Annotated in this window: 2 protein-coding genes; both read left to right on the top strand. The window is 74.9% G+C overall.

The annotated features are described in order from the left end of the window. Window positions 1–195 precede the first annotated feature (195 nt). Window positions 196–14,109, top strand: coding sequence for an SDR family NAD(P)-dependent oxidoreductase (locus ACFZB9_RS00615; RefSeq protein ID WP_391442549.1), 13,914 nt, complete (start codon window positions 196–198; stop codon window positions 14,107–14,109). Next, the gene (locus ACFZB9_RS00610; protein ID WP_391442548.1) at window positions 14,106–22,970 is read left to right on the top strand and encodes an SDR family NAD(P)-dependent oxidoreductase; all 8,865 of its coding nucleotides are present in this window, start codon (window positions 14,106–14,108) and stop codon (window positions 22,968–22,970) included. The genes ACFZB9_RS00615 and ACFZB9_RS00610 overlap by 4 nt, the downstream gene beginning before the upstream one ends. Window positions 22,971–22,980: the final 10 nt, after the last annotated feature.

Here is a 22,980-nt window from a genome sequence, read left to right as displayed (position 1 = left end):
TCGGCATTTCGGTGTCCGCGTATGAGTGCAACGTGTTGATGAATCCGTAGACGCACTTCATGCGCCCGCTCACACCCGGCATTTCCAGGCCGGGTCCTGACGAATTCACCCGTGCTGTCCCGCTGCGCCGGGCAGTGCTTTGGGCTGTCCGCCGTATCCCGTTCGAGAAATGACCTTGACGACGAGACGAAGGTTATGGACGACAAGTGTGCTCTTCCGCTGAATCCGCCCGTACCGGAACAGGCGGCTCTGCCGGCCGCTACGGCTGGTGCGGAACGTCCGGACAGGCAACTCTTCGTCCTGTCCGCCAGAACCGAGGGCGCACTGCGGGAGCAGGCGCGGCGGTTGGCCGTGTTCATCCGCGAGGAAGGGCCCGCGGCGGTGGATGTCGCGTTCACCCTGCGCGTCGGCCGTGAGGCGATGCGGCACCGGCTGGCCTTCGTCGCCGGTGACCGCGCCGAGTTGCTGGACCGGCTCGACGCCTGCGCCGAAGGCCACTTCGGGAACGGGGTGCACCTCGGCGGCGCGGAGCGGCCCGCCGCGGGGTCGCGCGGCGCGGCCTGGCACGACTACCTGCGCGCGCTCTGCGCCGAGCGGGATCTGGAGGCGCTCGCCCAACTGTGGGCCGAGGGCGCGGACATCGACTGGTCCGGGTTGCCCTCCGCACGCCGGGTCGGGCTGCCGACCTACCCCTTCGAACGGGCCCGGCACTGGGTCGGTGCCCCCGACGGGACCAACGGGACCGCCCTGCCGGACCGGGGCCTCCCGGCCTCCGATGGCTCCGCCTTCGTCAAGCAGCTGACCGGGGCCGAGTTCTACCTCGCCGACCACGTGGTCGGCGAGGAGTGCGTGCTGCCCGGTGTGGTGTACCTGGAACTGGCACGGCTGGCGGCGGAACGCGCCCGGGGCGCCGGTCAGGTGTGGCGGATCGACGATGTCGTCTGGGCCGCGCCGGTCGCCCTGAGGCCCGGTCAGCGCTACGACCTGCGCGTGACGGTGGACCCTGCGGGGGAGTTCGACATCGCCGGAGCGCACCCGCACGCGCGCGGCCGGGTGGTGTTCGGCCAGGACGGCCCGCAGGAGGGCGCGGATCCCGGGCGGGTCGATCTGGCCGCCGCGCGCGGCAGGTGCGACCGGACCAGGTCCCGGCGCGAGTGTTACGACTACTTCGACACGCTGGGTTTCCACTACGGTCCGAGCTTCCGGGTGATCGAGGAACTGGCCCTCGGGGACCGCGAGGTGGTGGCCCGGCTGCGCCGGCCCGAGGTCGGGGAGCACCGCTTCCACCCCTCGCTGCTGGACGGCGCGCTGCAGGCCGCCGGCTGGCTGGTGTCCGGCTCGGTGGCACACCTGCCCTACTCGATCGGATCCATCCGGCTGGCCGGCGAGCTCGCCGACACCTGCTACGCGCACGCCGTGCTGGTGGAGAGCGGCGCCGAGGGGCAGGTCTTCGACATCAGCCTGACCGCCGAGGACGGCACCGTGCTCGCGCGCATCGAGCGGTTCACGCTGCGCGCGGCGGGGCGCTCCCAGCCGCGGGTGCACGCCTTCGAGCCGGTGCGCCGGGAGGTCGCGGCCACGGCCCGCGGTGCAGCGCTCCCCGCGGTCGGGCTGCTGGCCGTGCTGGACACCGGTGACGGCCGGGCGATCGCACTGCGCGACGAACTGCTCGCCCTGGCGCCGGGGTTGCCGGTCCAGGTCGGCGACCCCGGCACGGCTTCGCACGTCGTCGCGCTGGCCGCGGCCGGCGGGGTCGACGAGGCCGTGCGCAGTGGCTTCCACACCGCCCTGGAGGTCTGCCGGGCCCGGATCGCGGACCGGGGCGGACCGCTGCGCTACCTGTACGTCCACGGCGAGGAGGCCGGTGCGGCCGGTGCGGTGCACGCCGCGATGGACGGTTTTGCCCGCTCGATCGGGCAGGAGCACCCGGGGATCCGGATGACCGTGCTCGCCCGGACCGGCTCGCAGTCCACGTCCGGCGCCGGGCCGGCCCGGCTGGTGCTCGCCGAACTCGACAGCCCCGAGCCGGAGTTGCGCGTCGAAGGCGCGCGCCGCACGGTCCGTGCCTGGCAGCCCCTGGAGTTGCCCGCAGTCGGCCCGACCTCGCCGCTGGCCCGGGACGGTGCGCACCTGGTCACCGGCGGCACCGGCAAGCTGGGCCGGCTGGTCGCCGAGCGTATCGCCCGCCACCCCGGCGCCGGGATCGTGCTGGTCAGCCGCTCGCAGCCGGACGCGGAACTGCCGCAGGGCTGGGTGCATCTGCGGGCCGACGTCGGCGTCCGCGAGGATGTCGAGCACGTGGTGAGCGAGGCCCGGCGCAGGTTCGGGCGGATCGCCGGGGTCGTGCACGCGGCGGGCACGCTGCGGGACTCGCTGGTGCTGCGCAAGAGCGCGGCGGACGCCGAGGCGGTGATCGCGCCCAAGGTGCGCGGCCTGGTCCTGCTGGACGAGGCGACCCGGGAGGACGACCTCGACTACTTCATCGGGTTCGGCTCGACCGCCGCGGTGTTCGGCAACGTCGGGCAGAGCGACTACGCCTTCGCCAACAGCTTCCTCTCGCACTACCTGGAGCAGCGCCGCCAACAGCGCCGTCCCGGCCGCACGCTGGCGGTGGACTGGTCGCTGTGGCGCGACGGCGCGATGACCATCTCCGCCCAGGCGCGGCAGGCGATGCGGCGCGAGTTCGGCATGGAACCGCTGCCGTCCGGGGCCGCGCTCGACGCGCTGGAAGGCGCGCTGGCCAGTGGGGTCTCCCACGTCCTGCTGACCGCGGGCGACCAGGAGCGGATCGCCGCGGCACTGGACCGCGGGCCCGTCGCCGAGCACGAGCACGAGCAGCGGCAGTCCGGTGACCCCGCCCCGGTGCGGCCGGACGGCGCCGCCGAGCAGCTGCGGGCCGCCACCGAGGAGTTCCTGCGCGCACTGCTGGCCGTCGAGTTGAAGATGCCGGCCGAGGACATCGACGTGGACGAGGCCTTCGACCACTACGGCATCGACTCGCTGCTGGTGATGAGCCTCACGCGGGAGCTGGAGAAGCACTTCGGCCCGCTGTCCAAGACCCTGTTCTTCGAGTACCTGACCGTCGGTGAGCTGGCCGGTTTCCTGATCGAGCAGCACGGCGACGCGCTGCGCGGCCTGACCGGCCGCGGACGTCAGGACGGGGCGCAGCGGTCCACGGGCGAGCAGGCCGCACCGGCACCCGCTCCCGCATCCGCCCCGGCCCCCGCCCCGGCGTCTCCCGCTCCCGCTCCCGGGGCGGACGAGATCGTGATCGTCGGGGTGGCCGGTCGCTACCCGCAGGCCGACGACCTCTGGCAGTTCTGGTCGAACCTGTCCCAGGGCCGGGACTGTGTCGAGGAGGTCCCGAAGGACCGCTGGGACCACGACCGGTTCTACGACCCGGACCGGGAGGTGTCCGGCAAGGCCTACGCCAAGTGGGGCGGCTGGCTCTCCGACATCGACTCGTTCGACCCGATGTTCTTCCGCATGTCCCAGGTGGAGGCGGAGCACATCGACCCGCAGGAGCGGATCTTCCTGCAGACGGTGTGGCACCTGCTGGAGGACGCCGGCACCTCCCGCGCGGCGCTCTCCCGCGGCCGCACCGGGGTCTTCGTCGGGCTGATGTACGGCCATTACCAGCTGTACGGAGTGGAGGAGGCGCTGCGCGGGACCGGCACCGCGACCTCCTCCTCGTACGCCTCGGTGGCGAACCGGGTCTCGTACTTCTTCGACTTCGACGGGCCGAGCATCGCCCTGGACACCATGTGCTCGTCCTCGCTGACCGCGGTCCACCTCGCCTGTCAGGCGATCCGCAACGGGGACTGCGACGCCGCGGTCGCCGGCGGTGTCAACATCTCCAGCCACCCGCTGAAGTACCTCCAGCTGTCCAAGGGCGGGTTCCTGTCCACCGACGGCAGGTGCCGCAGCTTCGGCGAGGGCGGCGATGGCTACGTGCCCGCCGAGGGAGCCGGTGCGGTGCTGCTGAAGCGCCGTTCGGCGGCCGAGGCGGACGGCGATCGCATCCTCGCGGTGATCAGGTCCACCGCGGTGAACCACGGCGGGGCCGGCAAGGGCTTCAGCGTGCCCAATCCCAGGGCGCAAGGGGTGCTGATCGGTGAGGCGCTGTCCCGGGCCGGCCTGACCCCCGCGGAGCTGGACTACCTGGAGGCGCACGGCACCGGCACCTCGCTCGGCGACCCGATCGAGATCACCGGACTGGTCCGCGCCTTCCAGGGCCATGACCTGGACGGCGTGCGCATCCCGATCGGATCGGTCAAGTCGAACATCGGGCATGCGGAGTCGGCCGCGGGGATCGCGGCGATCACCAAGGTGCTGCTCCAGCTGCGGCACCAGGAGCTGGTGCCCTCGCTGCACGCCGAGCGGCTGAACCCCCATCTCGACCTGGCCGCCACCCCCTTCCGGCTGCAGCGCGAGCGGGCCCCGTGGCCGGCGCGGCTCGACGCCGCTGGCCGCCCGCTGCCGCGCACCGCCGGGATCAGCGCGTTCGGAGCGGGCGGCGGCAACGCCCACGTGATCCTGGAGGAGTACGTGTCGTCCCCTGAACCCGTTGCGGAGCAGGCCCCCTACGTCTGTGTGCTCTCCGCCCGTGACGAGGAGCGGCTGCGCGACCTCACCACGCAGCTGGCCGACCACCTGCGCGGTGACGGCCGCGAGGCGCACCCTGCGGCGATCGCCCGCACCCTGCAGACCCGCGAGCCCATGGCGCAGCGGCTGGCCGTGGTCTTCGACGGCGTCGACGGGCTGTTGGCCGACCTGGAGCGGTACCTGGCCGGGGAGGAGTCCCCGCGGGTGCGGACCGGCCGGGCCGCCCGTTCGGCCGCACCGGCCACGGATGCCGCCGTGCACGAGCTGGCCGCCGCCTGGGTGCGCGGCGCGGCGGTCGAGTGGCCCGGCGGCGGACCGCGGATCGCGTTGCCGGGCTATCCGTTCGCCCGTGACCGCTGCCGGCTGGCCGCCGCCGACTCGGTGGGTGCGCTCTCGCCCGCCTCCTCGTCCGAGCCGTCGCCCGCTTCGCCCGATTCGCCGCCCGATTCGCCGTCCGAGTCGCCGTCCGAGCCGTCGCCTGCGTCGCTCGCGTCGCTGTCCGAGTCGTCGCCCGTGCCCGCCGTCGGTACCGACCTGGTCGGCGAGGTGCTGCTGTCCACCGACACCCCGGTCATCGCCGGTCACCAGGTGCAGGGCCGCTCGCTGCTGCCCGCACTGGCGTACTTCGACCTCATCGCCGCCGTGTTCCGCGACCACGGCCACGACGTCGGCGAACTCGTCTTCCGCGATCTCACCGCGCTGCGACCGCTGGATGTGACCGAGGGACCGTTGGCGGTGGCGATCCGGTGCACGGCCACCGGTGCCGGCCGCTGGCAGGTGACGATCGGCGACGGCCGGCCCTATGCGAAGGCCGAGGTCGCGCTGACGCAGCCCGGGTCCTTCCGGGAACGGCTGGACGGCCCCGCGTCCGGCACGCCCCAGCCGCTCGACGGGATCTACCGGCGCGACGGCGGCAACGGCCAGCAGTACAGCGGTGCGGCACGGGCAGCCGGCCGGCTCTGGACCGATCCCGAGCAGCTGGTCGCCGAACTCACCGCGCCGCCCGGCGACCACCTGCTCCACCCGGCCCTGCTGCTCGGCGGCGCGGTCGCGGCCGGGGCCCTGCTCGACACCGGCGGCCAGGCGTTCCTGCCGCTGCACGTGGCCGCCTTCCGCGCGGCCGGCCCGCTGACCGGGCACTGCACCGCGCGGGTGCGCCGCTCGGCGGTGGTGCGGCGTGGCGAGGTGGTCCGGCTCTCGGTGGACTTCTTCGACGAGGCCGGCCGCCAGGTGGCCGAGCTGTCCGGGCTCTCCAGCAAGGCGGTCGGGCCGCTGGCCGCCGACCGGCCGGCCGCCGCTGTCCGCCCGGGTGCCGCGCCCGCCGGCTCCGCGGCCGCCCCGGCCGCGATCGGCCGGGCGCAGGAGGGCCTGCGGCGCCTGCTGGCCAGGCGGCTGAACCGTGCCCCGGAGTCGATACCGCTCGACTCCGGCTACTACGACCTCGGCATCGACTCGGTCCAGGTGCTGGAGCTGGTCGACGAGTTGGAGGCGGCGGTGGGCCGGGAGCTGGACCCGACGCTGCTGTTCGAATTCACCACGATCCGCGGACTGGCCGCCCACCTGGCCGAGCGGTATCCGCAGGCGTTCGGTGCGTCCGATGCCGCCGATGCCTCCGGTGAGTCCGGTGAGTCCGGTGCGCCTGGTGCCGCCGACGCGTCCGGCTCCGCCGAGGCGGACCGCCCCGGGCGGTCGAGCGCACTGAGCCGGCTCATCGCGGATACCAGCATCCCGCCGGCCCCGGCCGCGACCGGTCTGTCCGCGGACGAGCTGGACCGTCTGATCGCCGCACGGGTGCTGGCTCGGCTGCGCGAGTGCGGCGCCTTCCAGGACGGTGCCGCGCAGTCGCTGACCGCGCTGGCCCACCGGCTGTCGGTCCAGGACAAGTACCGGCGCTGGCTCACGGAGGCCGCCCGGATGCTCGCCGCCGCGGGCCTGGCCCGGCTGCACGGCGACATGCTCGAACTGGCTGGCGAGCAGCCGTCGGCGGACCCGGGCCTGTCGTGGGCGGCGGTGGCCGAGCGCTTCGCGGCAGACCCCTACTGGAGCGCGCAGCTCTCCCTGGTGGGGGAGTGCGTCGACCGGCTCCCGGAGATCCTCTCCGGAGCGCTGCCCGCCACCGATGTGCTCTTCCCCGGGGGTTCGCTGGCCAAGCTCTCCGCGGTGTACCAGGGCAACGCGGTGGCCGACCGGCTCAACGAGGTGGTGGCCGAGGTGGCGGCGGCGGCGGTCCGCGACCGGCTGGCCGGGACCGCCGGCACCGTCAAGGTGGCCGAGGTCGGCGCCGGGACCGGTGGCACGACGGCCGTCCTGCTGCCCTGGCTGGACGAGCACGCCGACCGCGTCGAGTACTGGTTCACCGACCTGTCCCCGGCCTTCCTGGACCAGGCGGAGCGCCGGTTCGGGACGGGGCGCGAGTACCTGCGCTACGGCCGCTGGGACGTGGAGCAGCAGACCGCCGGTCAGGCGCTCACCGGCGGGCAGTGCGATGTGATCGTGGCGACCAACGTGCTGCACGCCACCCGGGACATCCGGCTGGTCCTGCGCAACCTGGCCGCGGCGCTGCGCCCGGGCGGGGTCCTGGTGATCAACGAGGTCACCCGCAAGTCCGCCGCGCTGACCCTGACCTTCGGCCTGCTCGACGGCTGGTGGCGCTACGACGACGAGGACGTCCGGATCCCCGGCGCCCCGATCCTCTCCGGCCCCAGCTGGGCGCAGGTGCTCGGGGAGAGCGGTTACCCGCAGGTGTGGCGTCCGGTGGCGGCGCCGGACGCGTTCGGCGAGGTGTTCGTCGCCCGGCGGTGGACCGATGTTCCGGCACCGGCCGGCACCCGGCTGCTGGGCCGGCGCTGGGAGCCCGCGGCGGTCACCGTGGGTCAGCGTCCCTCGGCGGTCGCGGTGTTCGGTGCGGGGCCGGCGGCGCGCCGGCTGGCCGAGGCCCTGCCGCACGCGCGGCTGGTCGGGTCCGTCGCGGACCTGGACGACCGGTTCGACGCGCTGGTCGACCTCGGTGGCCCGGAGCTCGACACGTGGCTGCCGGTGGTGCAGCGGATGGCCGCCCGCGCGGCGCTGCTGCTCGGCGTGGGAGCGGGCGACGCCCGGGCCGGGCTCTACCGGATGCTGCAGAGCGAGTACGCCCGCGTCCGCTCCCGCTACCTGGAGATCGACCCCGCCGACCCGGACCTGGCGGACCTGGTCGCGCGTGAGCTGGCCGATGCGGGCGACGACAGCGAGGTCAGCTACCTGGCCGGGGTGCGGCAGCGGGCCGTGCTCACCGACCTGCCGGTCGGCGTCGGCGGCCCGGTCGGGTTCCCGGCCGACGAGGTCCTGCTGATCACCGGTGGCACCAGGGGGATCGGCCTTGCCCTGGCCCGGCACGCCGTCGACCAGTGGGGCGCCCGCACCCTCGTGCTGACCGGCCGCGAGCAGCTGCCGCCGCGCGAGGAGTGGCACCGCCACAGCGCGGACACCCCGCTGGGCCAGAAGCTGCTCGGGCTGCGGGAGTTGGAGCGCGACGGCGTCCGGGTGCGGGTGCTGTCGCTGCCGCTGGGGGAGGACCCCGCCGCCGTGCCTGCGGCACTCGACGCGGTGCGGCGGGAGTACGGGCCGATCGGTGGCGTCCTGCACGCCGCCGGGCTGGTCGACCGGGAGAACCTCGCCTTCGTGCGCAAGCCGGTCGAGGCGGTGCGTGCGGTGCTGGCGCCCAAGGCGGCCGGTCTCGACGCGCTGGTCGGGGCCGTGGCCGGCGATCCGCTGCGATTCTTCGTCCTGTTCTCCTCGGTCGCCTCGTCCGTCGCGGCCGCGGCCGTCGGCCAGAGCGACTACGCGATGGCCAATGCACACCTGGACGCCGTGGCCCGCGCCAGGCCGCACGGGCTGCCCCTGGTCAGCGTGGGCTGGCCCAGCTGGCGGGGCACCGGGATGGGCACCGAGCAGCCCGGTCCCGGCTACCGGGCCACCGGCCTCGGCGCACTCTCCGAGGCCGAGGGGCTGCGGCTGCTCGACCACGTCCTGTCCACGGGGGCCGGACCGGTGGTGCTGCCGGCGATCGTCCCGCCGCAGTGGACCCCCGAGGCCCTGCGCAACCGCAGGCCGGGCTCCGTGGCGGCAGCACCGGCCCCGCAGATGCAGACCGCACCGTCGCGGCACCCCCTGGAGGAGCTCCCCGTGGCACAGCCCGCCCTGGCGCAGGCCGAATCCTGGCTGCTCGACCTGCTGGCCGAACAGCTGGGCTTCGACCGTGGCCGGCTCGCGGCCGACGTCCCGATCAGTGACTACGGGACCGACTCGATCATGATGGTGCAGATCCTGCGGCTGGTGGGCGGTCGCCTGGGCGTCGAGCTCGACCCGTCGGCCCTGCTCGACCAGCCCACCGTGTCGGCCTTCGCCGGCTGGCTGGCGGACCAGCACGGACCCGAGCTGGCAGCGGTGTTCGGCGCCGCGCGCGATACGTCGGCGGCTCCGGCCGTGACCCTGCCCGCCACGACCGTGACCCTGCCCGCCGCGAGCGCAACCCTGCCCGCCGCGACCGCGCCGCGCCGTGGCGCCACGGCGGACGAGCCGTTCGCCGTCGCGATCGTCGGCATGTCCGGCCGGTTCCCCGGCGCCGAGGACCTGGACGCCTACTGGCGGCTGCTCAGTGAGGGCCGCTCGGCGATCGCCGAGGTCCCTGCCCGGCACTGGGGCCGCGCGACCGGCTACAGCGCGGGGCTGATCGAGCGGGACGGGTTCGATCCCGGCTACTTCCACCTCTCCGACGCCGACGCCGCGGCCATGGACCCGCAGGCACTGCTGCTGCTGGAGGAGACGCTGTTCGCGTTCGCGGACGCCGGCTACCCGGCCGCCGACCTCAAGGGACGGGACATCGGCGTCTACGTCGGCGGCCGCACCCGGCACGACCCCGCCGAGCACGTGCTGGCGCGCAGCCGCAATCCGGTGGTCGCGGTCGGCCAGAACTACCTGGCCGCCAACCTGTCGCACCACTTCGACCTGCGCGGCCCGAGCATGGTCGTGGACACCGCCTGTTCCTCCGCCCTGGTCGCGCTCTCCCAGGCGGTCCAGGCCCTGCGGGCGGGCGACGCCGAGGCCGCCGTGGTGGCCGGGGTCAGCCTGCTGCCCGACGCGGGCGGTCACCGGCTGTTCGATCAGCGCGGACTGCTCAACCAGGAGCCGGAGTTCCACGTCTTCGACCGGCGGGCCCGCGGGTTCACCCCGGCCGAGGGCGTCGGTGTCCTGCTGCTCAAGCCGCTGGCCGCCGCCGAGGCCGACGGTGACCGGGTGCATGCGGTGGTCAGGGCGGTGGCGGTCAACAACGACGGCCGCACCGCGGGACCGGCGACACCGAACCCGGCCGCGCAGCAGCGCGTCATGGCCGGTGCGCTGGCCCGGGCCGGGACCGACGCCGCCGACGTGACCTACATCGAGACCAACGCGGCCGGCTCGGCCATCCCGGACCTGATCGAGCTCAAGGCGATCCAGGCCGTCTACCGCAACGGCTCCGACACGCCGTGCATCCTCGGCTCGGTCAAGCCGAACATCGGCCACCCGCAGTGCGCCGAGGGGATCGCGGGCGTCATCAAGACCGTCCTCATGCTGCGCAACCGCCGGATCGTGCCGTTCCTCAGCGGCCAGCAGCCACTGGAGCACTTCGATCTCGGTGCGACGCCGCTCAGGTTCGAGCGCGCCCTCGTCCCGTGGCCCGACGCCCCGCTGGTCGCCGCCGTCTCCAGTTTCGCGGACGGTGGCACCAACGCCCATGCCATCCTGGCCGCCTGGGACGGCAGCGGCACCCGGCGGCCGCTGGAGCGACCGCGGCTGAAGCGGCGGCGGCTGCCGTCCGCCGGCGCCGAGCGGTTCGCGATCGTCGGCCTGGCCGGGCACTACCCCGGTGCGAGCGACCTGACGGCCTTCTGGGAGAACCTCAAGGCCGGCCGCGACAGCGTCGGCGAGGTGCCGCCCGGGCGCTGGCCGACTCCCGCCGGGGAGCGCGTGTCGCGCTGGGGCGGGTTCATCGAGGACGTCGACCGCTTCGACGCCGACTTCTTCCGGATCTCCCGCCCCGAGGCGGAGATCACCGACCCGCAGGAGCGGTGGTTCCTGCGCACCTGCTGGGAGGCGATCGAGGACGCCGGCTACACGCCGGCAACGCTCGCCGCCGCCAAGGGCCCCGACCGGCGCCGCGCGGTCGGGGTGTTCGCCGGAGCCATGCACAAGGACTACACGCTGGTGGCGGCCCAGGCCCCCGCCGCGGTCCCGCTGAGTCTCAATCAGGGGCAGATCGCCAACCGGGTCTCCTTCGCCTGCGACTTCCACGGTCCGAGCATGACGGTGGACACGCTCTGCTCCTCCTCGCTGACCGCGCTGCACCTCGCGGTGGAGAGCCTGCGCCGCCGCGAGTGCGAGGTGGCGATCGCGGGCGGGGTCAACCTGTCGCTGCATCCCGGCAAGTACCGCACCTACGGCATGGTCGGCATGCACTCCTCGGACGGCCGCTGCCGCTCCTTCGGACAGGGTGGCGACGGCTACGTGTCCGCGGAGGGGGTCGGCGCGGTGGTGCTCAAGCCGCTGGCCGCCGCCGAGGCCGACGGCGACCACATCTACGCCGTCATCGCCGCCACCGCGGTCAACCACGTCGGCGCCACCAGCGGGTTCAGCGTGCCCGGTCCGGTCGGCCAGGCCGCCGTGATCAGCGCCGCGCTGGCCGCGGCGGGCGTGGACGCGCGCTCGGTCGGCTACGTCGAGGCGCACGGCACCGGCACCGCACTGGGCGACCCGATCGAGCTGAAGGGGCTGACCACCGCCTTCGCCAGGGACACCGGTGACACCGGGTTCTGCGCGCTGGGCTCGGTGAAGTCCAACATCGGGCACGCGGAGTCCGCGGCGGGGATCGCCGGCCTGACCAAGGCGGTGCTGCAACTGCACCACCGGACCCTGGTGCCCTCGCTGCACGCGGACACCGTCAACCCGCTGCTCGACCTCGACCGCACGCCGTTCCGGCTGCAGCGCGAGACCGGTTTCTGGCCGGCGCCGCCGCAGGGACCGCGGCTGGCGGGCCTGAGCTCCTTCGGTGCCACCGGCGCCAACGCGCACGTCGTGCTGGAGGAGTACGTGCCCGCCGGGCCGGCCCCCGCCGGTGCCGCCGAAGGACCGGTCCTGGTCCCGCTCTCCGCCCGCACCGAGGACCAGCTGCGGCAGGTGGCCGCGCGGCTGCGGGATCGCCTCGCCGGACAGAGCGCCGGCCACGTCCTGCGCGAGGTCGCCCACACGCTGCGGACCGGCCGGGTCGAGTGGGGGGTGCGGGTCGCCGTCGTGGCGCATGACCTCGCCGAACTGGTGGACCTCCTCGATGAGTTCGCCGCATCCGGGGTCCGCCCGCAGCTGCCCCCGACGGAGCTCGGCCAGCAGGCCCGGCACTGGGCCGAGGGCGGCACGCTCGACCGGGCGGCCCACGACGGGCCGGATCGCCCCCGCCGGATCAGCCTGCCGACCTACCCGTTCGCCGGGGAGCGGCACTGGATCCCCGGCGCCGGCGAGGAGTCCCGGGACGCCGCGCTCCCGGCCGCCTTGCCGTCGATCGCCGTGCCGCCGGCCGCCGTGTCGTCGGCTGCCGTGCCGCCGGCCGCCGTACCGGTGCCGCCGGTGGCGGGACTGCTGACCGCGCCGCACTGGGTACGGTCGGCCGCGGTGCCGGGCCCGGCAGCCGGGCGGGCGGCAGCCAGGGTGCTGATCGTGGCGCGGCGCACGGGCGTTCCGCTCGCCGCCGCCCTGGCGGAGCACTACCGGCGCTCCGGTGCCGTCGACGTGGTCGAGTGCCCGCTCGGCGGTCCCTACCCGCTGGACGGTCCGGCCCCCGACCGGGTGCACCTGGTGGCCGGCGCGGCGCCCGTCGGGCCGCAGGCCGAGGCCGAGCACGAACTCGCGCTGCTGCGCCTCGTCAAGGCGCTTGCGCAGGTCGGGAGCGCCCGGCGCACGGACCTGTTCGTCGTCACGCAGGACACCCAGGCGGTCAGCGGCGAGCCGAGCGGGTGGCACGGCGCGGGTCTGGCCGGGCTGGCCTACTTCGCGGCGCGCGACTCGGGCCGGTTCGCCGTCCGCAACCTGGACGTCTCCGGCGCCGACCTGACCACCCCGGACTCCCTGGCACAGCTGGCCGCCCTGGTCGCCGCCGAGCCCCCGGCCCCGGGCGGTGAGCTGGTCGCGCTGCGCGGCGGGCACCGGTACCGGGTGGAGGTCCGCCCGGTCGACCTGCAGGCGCCGGCGGACCGGGCGCTGCCGGGGATCCGCAGGGGCGGCAAGTACGTGGTGGTCGGCGGCAGCGGTTCGGTCGGCCGGGTCGTCAGCCGTCATCTGCTCGACCAGCATGCCGCCGAGGTGATCTGCATCGGGCGCAGGCCGCAGAGCGACCCGGCGGTGCGCGAGGCGCTGGCGGACGGCCGGGTCGGCTATCTGCGGGCCGATGTCACCGATCCGGTGCAGGCGCGGCAGGTGATGGCCGAGGCGAAGGCCGCACTCGGGCAGATCCACGGCGTGCTGTTCGCCGGTGCCACCGCGATCACCGACGTCTCCGGCGCCCTCGGCGCCCTCGGTGAGGACGAGTTCCGCGAGCACTTCGACATCAAGTCCGCCGGTGGCCGGCACGTGTACGAGGCGGTGGCCCAGGAGCCGCTGGACTTCCTGTGCTACTTCTCCTCGGCCCAGGCCTTCGCCTTCGGCGGAGCCGGCACCCACGCCGCCTACGCCGCCGGGATCACCTTCGCCGACGCGTTCGCCCGGGCCGTCGGGCGGACCTCGGCTTTCCCGGTCGGCATCGTCAACTGGGGTGCCTGGCGGGCCTCGTTCGGCGAGGCGGCCGGGGACTTCCCGATGCTGGGCTTCCTGGACGACGAGGAAGGCGCTGCCTGCTTCACCACCGCCGTCCAGCTGCTGCGCGGGGGGCGCCACCGGCAGGTGGTCTGCATGCGGGCCGCCGCCGCGCGTCCGGCTCCCGCCGTGAGCCCCGCCGCCGTGAGCCCCACCGCCGTGAGCCCCACCGCCGTGAGCCCCGCCGTCACCGCGGCCGCTCCGGCCCCGGCCCCGGCCAGGGACGCCGACCGGCCGCGCGCCATCCGAAGGCTGCTGGTCGAACGCCTCGCCAGGACACTGCGGGTGTCGGCGGCGGACCTGTCACCCTCGGTGGCCTTCTCCGACCTGGGCGTCGACTCGATCACCGGCTCCACCTTCGCCACCCAGATCGGCGAGGAGCTGGGCGTCGAGCTGAACGCCGCCGCGCTGTACGACTTCACGTCCATCGAGCGGCTGGCCGACCATCTGCTCGACCTGACCGAGGCGCCGGAGCCGGCCGGCCCGGTCGCTCAGCCCCCGGCGGCGCAGCCGCCGGAGCCCGCTCAGCCACCCGCACCGGACGATCTGATCGCGCTGCTGGAGGCACGTTTCGCGGCCGGGGAACTCTCCGCCGCCGAGGTGCTCGACCTGCTCGACGCCGAGTTGGCCACGAAGGAGCCACGATGAGTACCGCAGAGTTCCGGGACATCCTCGACCGGTACGCCACCGGGGCGGTGGGTGCCGAGCAGGCGCGCGCCATGCTCGCGGCCCGGCGCCCGGAGCCGGCCCCTGGTGCCGCGGCTGCGTCCGGGCAGCAGACGGATCCGCAGGCCGGCCACCCGGTGCCCGAGGACGGCACCCGGACGCTGGACATCGCGGTGGTCGGCATGGCCGGCCAGTTCCCCGGAGCGGTGGACGTCCGCGAGTTCTGGCGCAACCTCACCGAGGGCCGGGTGGCCTATGGCGAGCTGACCCCGGACGACATCGGTCCGCAGGAGGGCGACGGGTACCGCTGGGGCGGGATCCTGACCGAGCGCGACAGCTTCGACCCCGAGTTCTTCGGGATCAGGCCGCACGAGGCCGATCTGATGAGCCATCACCAGCGGCTGCTGCTGCAGGAGAGCTGGCACGCGCTGGAGGACGCCGCGCTCGACCCGAGGACGCTGGCCGGCTCGCGTACCGGTCTGTTCATCGGGGCCGAACCGACCAGCTACCCGCACGAGTCGTTCACGGGTGCCTCCGACGCCCTGGTGGCCTCGCGCCTGTCCTACTTCCTCGATCTGCGCGGAGCCGCGCTGGTGGTCAACACCGCCTGCTCGTCCTCGCTGGCCGCCCTGCACCTGGCCTGCCGGAGCCTGCGGTCGGGGGAGTCCTCGCTGGCGCTGGTCGGTGGCGCGAACGCCGGTCTGGACGCGCGCGGGCTCGACCTGCTGGTCAAGAGCGGCGCGATGTCGCCCAGCGGGCTGTGCCGCACCTTCGACGCGGACGCCGACGGCACGGTCTACACCGAGGCGGTGGCGGTCGTGGTGCTCAAGCGGCTGGCCGACGCGGTGGCCGACGGCGACCACGTGTACGGGGTCGTGCGGGCGACCGGGATGAACCAGGACGGCGCCAGCAACGGCATCACCGCGCCGAACGGCGTCGCGCAGGAGGAGCTGGTCCTCGACACCTACCGGGAGTTCGGCATCGCCGCCGAGCGGGTCGGATACGTCGAGGCCCACGGGACCGGCACCCCGCTCGGCGATCCGGTGGAGGCCAACGCGCTGGTACGCGCGTTCCGGCGGCTGACCGAGGAGCGGGGCTTCTGCGCCCTGGGCAGCGCCAAGGCCCACATCGGCCACACCGGCGCGGCCGCCGGGGTGGTGGGACTGATCAAGGTGCTGCTGACCATGCGGCACGGCCGGCTGGTGGGCATGCCGACCCACAGCCGTCTCAACCCGCTGATCGGCCTGCAGGATTCGGCCTTCGTGCTGGACTCCACGGTCCGGCCCTGGCAGCACCTGCCCGGCGTCCCGCTGATGGCCGCGGTGAGCTCCTTCGGACACAGCGGCACCAACGTGCACGTGGTGGTCGAGCAGTACCTGCCGGCCCTGGAGGCGGCGGCCGGGCGGGACGAGGACGGTCCGCAGGTGGTCCCGCTGTCCGCGCGCGATGCCGAGCGGCTGCGCGAATACGCGGGCGTGCTGGCGCGGTTCCTCGACCCGGAGCCCGGCCCCGCGGCCCCGCCCGGCCCGGCACCCGTGCGGCCCGGGGAGGTCTGCGCCATGGTGGCGGACGTCCTGGGCGTGGCGGCGGCCGAGATCGAACCGGACGGGCGACTGGACTCCTACGGCGTGCGGCCGCAGCAGTTCGCCCGGATCGGCGAAGCGCTGGACGCCGCCTTCGGTGTGCGGCTCGATGCCGGGCTCCTGCACGGGGGCAGCACGGCCGCGGAGCTGGCACAGCTGGTGGCGAACGCGGGCGGCAGCCCGGCCCGGACCGACCGCCCGGACCCCGCCGTCGATCCTGCGCCACGGCCGCTGCTGGCCGACGTGGCCCGCACCCTGCAGCTGGGCCGCACGCACCTGGCGGCACGCGCCGTGCTGGTGGTGCACGACATGGCGGAACTCGTCGCGGGGCTGCGCGCGGTGGCGCAGGGGAGCGGACTGCCGCAGAACGGCCGGCTGGGACACGCGGACGACCGCGGCGAGATCGTCCGGCTCTTCGAGGACGACGAGGACCTGCGGGAGGCGGTCGCCAGGTGGCTGGAGCGCGGCAAGCTCGCCCAGGTCGCCGAGCTGTGGGTGCGCGGCGGTCCGATCGAGTGGCGCGCGGCGCGGCGTGACGGCGTGGGGCGCAGGGTGCCGCTGCCCGGCTACCCGTTCGCCAGGCACCGCCACGGCCTGCAGGCCGTGCCGCCCACCGCGCAGCCGCAGCACGGGCTGGTGCACGAGCTGGTGGGCGAGCCGGCGGCCGGACCGCGGCCCGAACCGGTGCCCGAGGCGCCGGCCGGTCCGGCGCACGAGGCGTCGGTGGCGCCGGCGGCCGACCTCGCCCCCGACGAGCTGGCGCCGGCCATGGCGCGGCGGCTCGCCCTGCTGGCCGCGGAGATGATCGGGGCGGTGGGAAGCCTCGTCGACGCCGAGGAACAGCTGGACCGCTACGGGATCGACTCGATCACCCGCACCCGGATGAACCACGTGCTGGGCGAGGCGTTCCCGGCGGCCTCCCGGACGTTGTTCTTCGAGTTCGCCAAGGTCGAGGGGGTGGCCGACCACCTGGCCGAGCAGTTCCCCGAGGAGTGCCGGGCCTACCTGGGACGGGAGTCCACGCGGCAGCGGTCCGTGCGGCCGCCGGCCACCGCCGTGGCTGCCGCGCCTGCTGAGCCCGCCGCGCCCGCCGTGTCTGCTGCGCCCGCCGCGCCTGCTGAGCCCGCCGTGTCCGCCGTGTCCGCCGAGCCCGTCGTGCCTGCCGGATCCGCCGTGGCGGCGCAGGCTGCCGAGGCCGCGGAGGACGGCATCGCGATCATCGGGATGAGCGGCCGCTTTCCGGACGCCCCCGACCTGCGCCGCTACTGGGAGTTGCTGCTGGACGGCCGCTCGGCCGTCACCGAGATCCCGGCGCGCCGCTGGGACTGGCGCGAGCACTACGACCCGCGGCCCGAGGGCGCGGACGTGGTGCGCAAGAGCCCTTCCAAGTGGGGCGCCTTCCTGGACGGCTTCGACGAGTTCGACCCGTCGCTGTTCAAGTTCACCGACCAGGAGGCGCGCAACACCGATCCGCAGGTGCGGCTCTTCCTGCAGGAGTGCTGGAAGGCACTGGAGGACGCGGGCTACGCACCCTCGAAGCTGCCGCTGTCGCAGCGCCGGCGGATCGGGGTCTTCGCGGGCGGGGCCAAGCACGGCTTCACCCGCCACGGCTCGGAGGGCCGCCTGGAGATGCCGCGCACCTCCTTCGGCGACATGGTGAACCGGGTCTCGTTCCAGTTCGACCTCGGTGGACCGAGCAAGGCGGTGGACACCGCCTGCTCCTCGGCGCTGGTGGCGCTGCACGAGGCGGTCGAGAGCCTGCGGACCGGCCGCTGCGACCTGGCCCTGGCCGGCGCGGTCAACCTCTACCTGCACCCTTCGACCTATGTCGAACTCGCCACGGTGGGGCTGCTGTCGGACCGGTCCGACTGCGCGTCCTTCGGTGCCGAGGCCAGCGGGATCGTGCCCGGTGAGGGCGTCGGAGCGGTGCTGCTGAAGCCGTTGCGGCAGGCACTGGCCGACGGCGACCCGGTGCGGGCGGTCATCCGCGGCAGCGCCGTCAACCACAACGGACGGACCATCGGTTTCACCAGTCCGAGCGCCCAGCGGCAGGCCGACGTGATCCGTGAGGCGCTGCGCGACGGTGGTGTGGACCCGCGGACCGTCAGCTACGTGGAAGCCACCGCGAACGGCTCGGAGATCGGTGACGCGGTCGAGATGACGGCGCTCACCCAGGCCTTCGGCGACCGGACCGGCGTGGCCGGGCGGTTCGGTCTGGGGTCCGTCAAGCCCAACATCGGGCACGGCGAGGCGTCGGCCGGCATGGCGCAGCTGTTCAAGGTCGTGCTGGCACTGCAGCACCGCACCCTGCCGCCGACCAGGCTGCCGGCGGAGTTCAACCCCGCCATCGACTTCGACCGCCTGCCCTTCGAGCTCAGCGGTTCCGCCGTGGACTGGGACCGTGTGGCGCTGGACGGCTCCCCGGTGCCGCGCCGCGCGGGCATCACCGGCATCGGCGGCGGCGGTACCAACGCCCACGTCGTGATCGAGGAGGCGCCCGAGCCCCCGGCTGTCCGCACGGCCGCCGCGGGACCGGCGGTCTTCGTGCTGTCGGCGCACACCGAGGAGCGGCTCGGCGCCTACGTCGACGCGTGGATCGAGTTCCTGCGCGGTGGCGCCCGGGTCGATCTCGCGGACATCGCCTACACCCTGCAGGTCGGACGGGTGGACCTGAGCCACCGTCTGGCCGTCGTCGCCGCCGGCACCGAGGAGCTGATCGGCCGCCTCACGCGCTGGCGCCGGGGCCGCCCCGACGCCGCGGTGGTCTCGGCCACCGCCGCACGGGTGGCCGGTGCGGAGCTGGACGCCGCACTGCGCGAGCGCGACCTGGGCCGGGTGGCCGCACTGTGGGCGCGCGGAGCCGTGGTCGACTGGTCCGGGCTGCACGGCGCGAACGCGCCCCGCCGGGTGCCGGGTCTGCCCACCTACCCGTTCGAACGCCAGGTCTGCTGGATCGACGTTTCCGTTCCGGCCGGCCCGGCCGCCACTGTCGCCACCGCTGCCGCCGCCCCGGTCGGCGCACCCGCCCTGCCGGGCACCACGCAGGAGCCGGCCGGCCATCCGCTGCTGACCTCGGCCGTGCCGCTCGCCGACGGCGGGACGGTGTTCGGTGGCCGGGCAGCCCTGGCCACCGACCCCTGGATCGCCGATCACGCGGTGTCCGGCACGGTGCTCTTCCCGGGCACCGGGTTCGTCGACATGGTGCTGCACGCCGGCCTGGAGCTGGGCTGCGCGGAACTGGAGGAGCTGACCCTGCAGGCACCGCTGGTCATGCCGGCCCACGGCGGTGTGCAGCTGCAGGTGCTGGTCCAGGCCCCCGACGCCACGGGCCGCCGCGCGGTCGAGGTGCACTCGCGGGCCGAGGCCGAGGCAGGCGCCGCGCAGCAGCCGTGGACGCGGCATGCCGCCGGGCTGCTCGGCGCCGACGGCACGCCGGCCGGATTCGAGCTGGCCAGTTGGCCGCCGCCCGGCGCGCAGCCCGTACCGGTGGACGACTACTACCAGGCGATGGCCGATGCCGGATACGCCTACGGCCCGGCGTTCCGCGGACTGCGCGCCGTCTGGCGGCGTGATGCGGAGGTGTTCGCCGAGGCGGTGCTGGCGGACACGCCGGCGGGCGGCTACGGCCTGCATCCCGCCCTGCTCGACTCGGCCCTGCACGCCATGGGCTTCGGCGGCTTCGTGCGCAGCGGTGGCGGGATGCTGCCGTTCTCCTGGTCCGGGGTCCGGCTGTTCGCCCGCGGAGCCGGTGCGGTGCGCGTGCGGCTGACGGCGGCCGGGACCGACGCGGTCGCGGCCCGGATCGCCGACGCCACGGGGCGGCCGCTGGCCGAGCTGGACTCGCTGGTGCTGCGCCCGATCGCGCCGAGGCCGTCGGCCGCCGGCCCGGCGGCGCTCCCGGACGAGCTGCTGCGGGTGGGCTGGACCGCACTGCCGGTCACCGGCCGGGGCGCCGCCGGCTGGACCCTGCCCGGGCCGGACGACCTGGGCCTGGGAGAGGTGCTGCGCCGGGCGGGCGCCGAGGTGGGTGACGCAGGCGGTACGGCGCTGGTGTCGCTGTCCGCCGCCGGAGCTGATCCGGACCTCGCGGGCGCGATCCGCACGGCCACCGCGCGCGTGCTCGCCCTGGTGCAGGGCTGGCTGGCCGACGAGGCCCAGGCCGCGGCGCGGCTGGTGGTGGTGACGCGCGGCGCGGTGTCCGTCCGGGCCGGCGAGGACGTGGCGGACCTGGTGCACGCTCCGGTCTGGGGTCTGCTGCGGACGGCCCAGGCCGAGAACCCGGACCGGCTGCTGCTGCTCGATCTGGACGACGACCGGGCCTCGCTCGCCGCACTGCCGGCGGCCGTGGCGACCGCGCTGGCGGACGGCGAGTCGCAGCTCGCGCTCCGCGCGGGAGAGGCCCTGGTGCCGCGGCTGCTCCCGCTCGGCTCGAACGGCACGCTGGTGCCCCCGGCGGACGGCAGCGCTTGGCGGCTGGACACCACCGGTGCGGGCACCCTGGAGAACCTGGCCCTGCTGCCCTGGCCCGCCGCGCAGGCACCGCTGACGCCCGGTCAGCTGCGGGTCGAGGTGCGCGCCGCAGGGCTGAACTTCCGCGATGTGCTGGGCGCGCTCGGCATGTACCCCGGGGAGCTGACGCTGGGCGCGGAGGGCGCCGGCGTGGTCACCGAGGTGTCCGCCGGGGAGCACGGTTTCGCGGTCGGCGACCGGGTGATGGGCCTGTTCCCGAGCGGTCTGGGCCCGGTCTGCGTGGCCGACGCCCAGACGGTCGTGCGGATGCCCGCCGGCTGGTCCTTCGAAGAGGCGGCCTCGGTCCCGGTCGCCTTCGTGACGGCCTACTACGGGCTGGTCGACATCGCGGGGCTGGGCGACGGGGAGTCGGTGCTCGTGCACGCGGCCGCCGGCGGAGTCGGGATGGCCGCGGTGCAGCTGGCCCGGCACCTGGGGGCGCGGGTGTTCGCCACCGCGAGCCAGGGCAAGTGGGAGGCGGTCCGGGCGCTGGGGGTGGCCGAGGAGCACCTCGCCTCGTCCCGCGACCTGGACTTCGAGCAGAAGGTCCTCGCCGCCACCGACGGTGGTGGTGTGGACGTGGTGCTGAACTCGCTGGCCCGTGAGTTCGTCGATGCCTCGCTGCGGCTGCTGCCGCGCGGGGGCCGGTTCGTGGAGATGGGCAAGACGGATGTCCGCGACGCCGCGCAGGTGGCGACCGCGCACTTCGCCGTGCGCTACTGGGCGTTCGACGTGGTCGACGCGGGACCGCAGCGGATCGGCGAGATCCTCGCCGAGATCGTCGCTCTCTTCGAACAGGGTGTCCTCGACCTGCTGCCCCGGCGCGACTGGGACCTGCGCAACGCACCGGAGGCCTTCCGGTTCATGAGCCAGGCCCGCCACGTCGGGAAGATCGTACTGACGGTGCCCCGGCGGCCCGACCCGTCGCACACCGTGCTGATCACCGGCGGGACCGGCACCCTCGGCGGCCTGCTGGCCAGGCATCTGGTGACCGAGCGCGGTGCCCGGCAGCTGGTCCTGCTCAGCCGGCGGGGACCGGATGCCCCCGGTGCGGCCGAGCTGACCGCCGACCTGACCGCCGCCGGTGCGAACGTCACCGTGGTGGCCTGCGACGCCGCCGACCGCGACCAGCTGGCGCAGGTGCTCGCCGCGATCCCGGCCGGGCATCCGCTCGGCACGGTCGTCCACACCGCCGGCGCCCTCGACGACGGGATGTTCGACGCGCTGACCGGGGAGCGGCTCGCCCGGGTGCTGCGGCCGAAGGCCGATGCGGCGCTCAACCTGCACGAGCTGACCCGCGGGCTGGACCTGGCCGAGTTCGTGCTCTTCTCCGGCGCGGCCGGTGTGCTCGGCAACCCCGGCCAGGCCAACTACTCCGCGGCCAGCTCCCTGCTGGACGCACTCGCCCAGCACCGCCGGGCGAACGGGCTGCCGGGCGTCTCACTGGCCTGGGGCTACTGGGAGCAGGCGACCGGCCTCACCAAGCACCTCACCGAGGGCGACACGGGTCGGATGACCCGCGGCGGCCTGCTCGGGCTCACCTCCGCACGGGGGCTCGCGCTCTTCGATGTCGCGCGCGGCGCCGACGAGGCGCTCCAGGTGCCGATGCGGACGGATCCGGCCGCGCTGCGGGCGCAGGCGGACGCGGGCCTGGGGCACCCCCTGCACCGGGCCCTGGTCCGGAGCGTGCCGCGGCAGGCGAGCGTCGGGGCGCAGACCGGCGAGCCGGCGACCGGTGGGCTGGAGGGCCTCACCGGGCTGCCCGAGGACGAGCAGCACGCGGTGCTGCTCGACCTGGTGCGCCGCGAGGTGGCCGCCGTACTGGCGGTGGAGCCGGCCGACCTCGGACCCGAGGCCGGGTTCGTCGAGCTGGGCCTGGACTCGCTCACCGCGGTGGAACTGCGCAACCGCCTGGGCCGGGCCACCGGCCTGCGCCTGCCGGTCACCCTGGTCTTCGACCACCACGCCCCCGTCGCCCTCGCCGGCTATCTGCGTGAGCGGATCACCGCCGGGAAGGCGGGCGCGCGGCCGGCCACCGGCCCGGCGGGCGGTGACCGGCCGGTCACCGGACCGGCGGCCACCGAGGTCGCGCAACCCGCGCAGGAGATCCGCCGGCTGCTGGAGGACCAGGAGCTGGATCAGCTCGGCGCCGTCCTGCAGTTCGGCTGCCGCAGCGGGGAGGAGCTCATCGGCCTGGCGGCGAGCCACCAGGACCTCCTCGTGCACGGCGTGACCGGGGACAAGGAACTGGCCGAACGCGTGGAGCGCGCGATCGGTGAGCGCGGTCTGACGGACCGGGCCGAACTCTTCCTCGTGGACGGCCCGCTGGAACCCTTCCCCGGCCAGTACGACCTGGCCTTCGGTGCCGACGGCTGCTTCCGGGTCGAGAACAAGCAGGCGCTGTGGGCGAATCTCGACGCGGCCGTGGTGGACGGCGGCCAGGTGCTCCTCGCGGACTTCCTGTGCACGCTGAGCGGCGACCTGGTCGATGCCGGGGCCGGCCTCAGCATTCCCACCGCGGGCACCTGGTCCGAGGTGTTCGCCCGCAACCGCTTCGTGGTCGAGGAACTGATCCCCTACGACCTTCCGGACCAAGACCCCGACCTGGCCGAGCCGCTGCGCCGGGGCTGGATCCGCCACCACCTCTTCCGGTTGCGCAAGGTCACCGCGACCGCGGCGGAGGAGCGGCTCCGGCTCAACCGGACCCACCTGGCCCAGACCACCGCACATCCGCGCACCGAGCGCAGCTGAAGGAGATTCC

The organism is Kitasatospora sp. NPDC008050 (genome assembly GCF_042957465.1).
Taxonomy (GTDB): Bacteria; Actinomycetota; Actinomycetes; order Streptomycetales; family Streptomycetaceae; genus Kitasatospora.
This window is presented reverse-complemented; position numbering and strand designations above follow the sequence as displayed.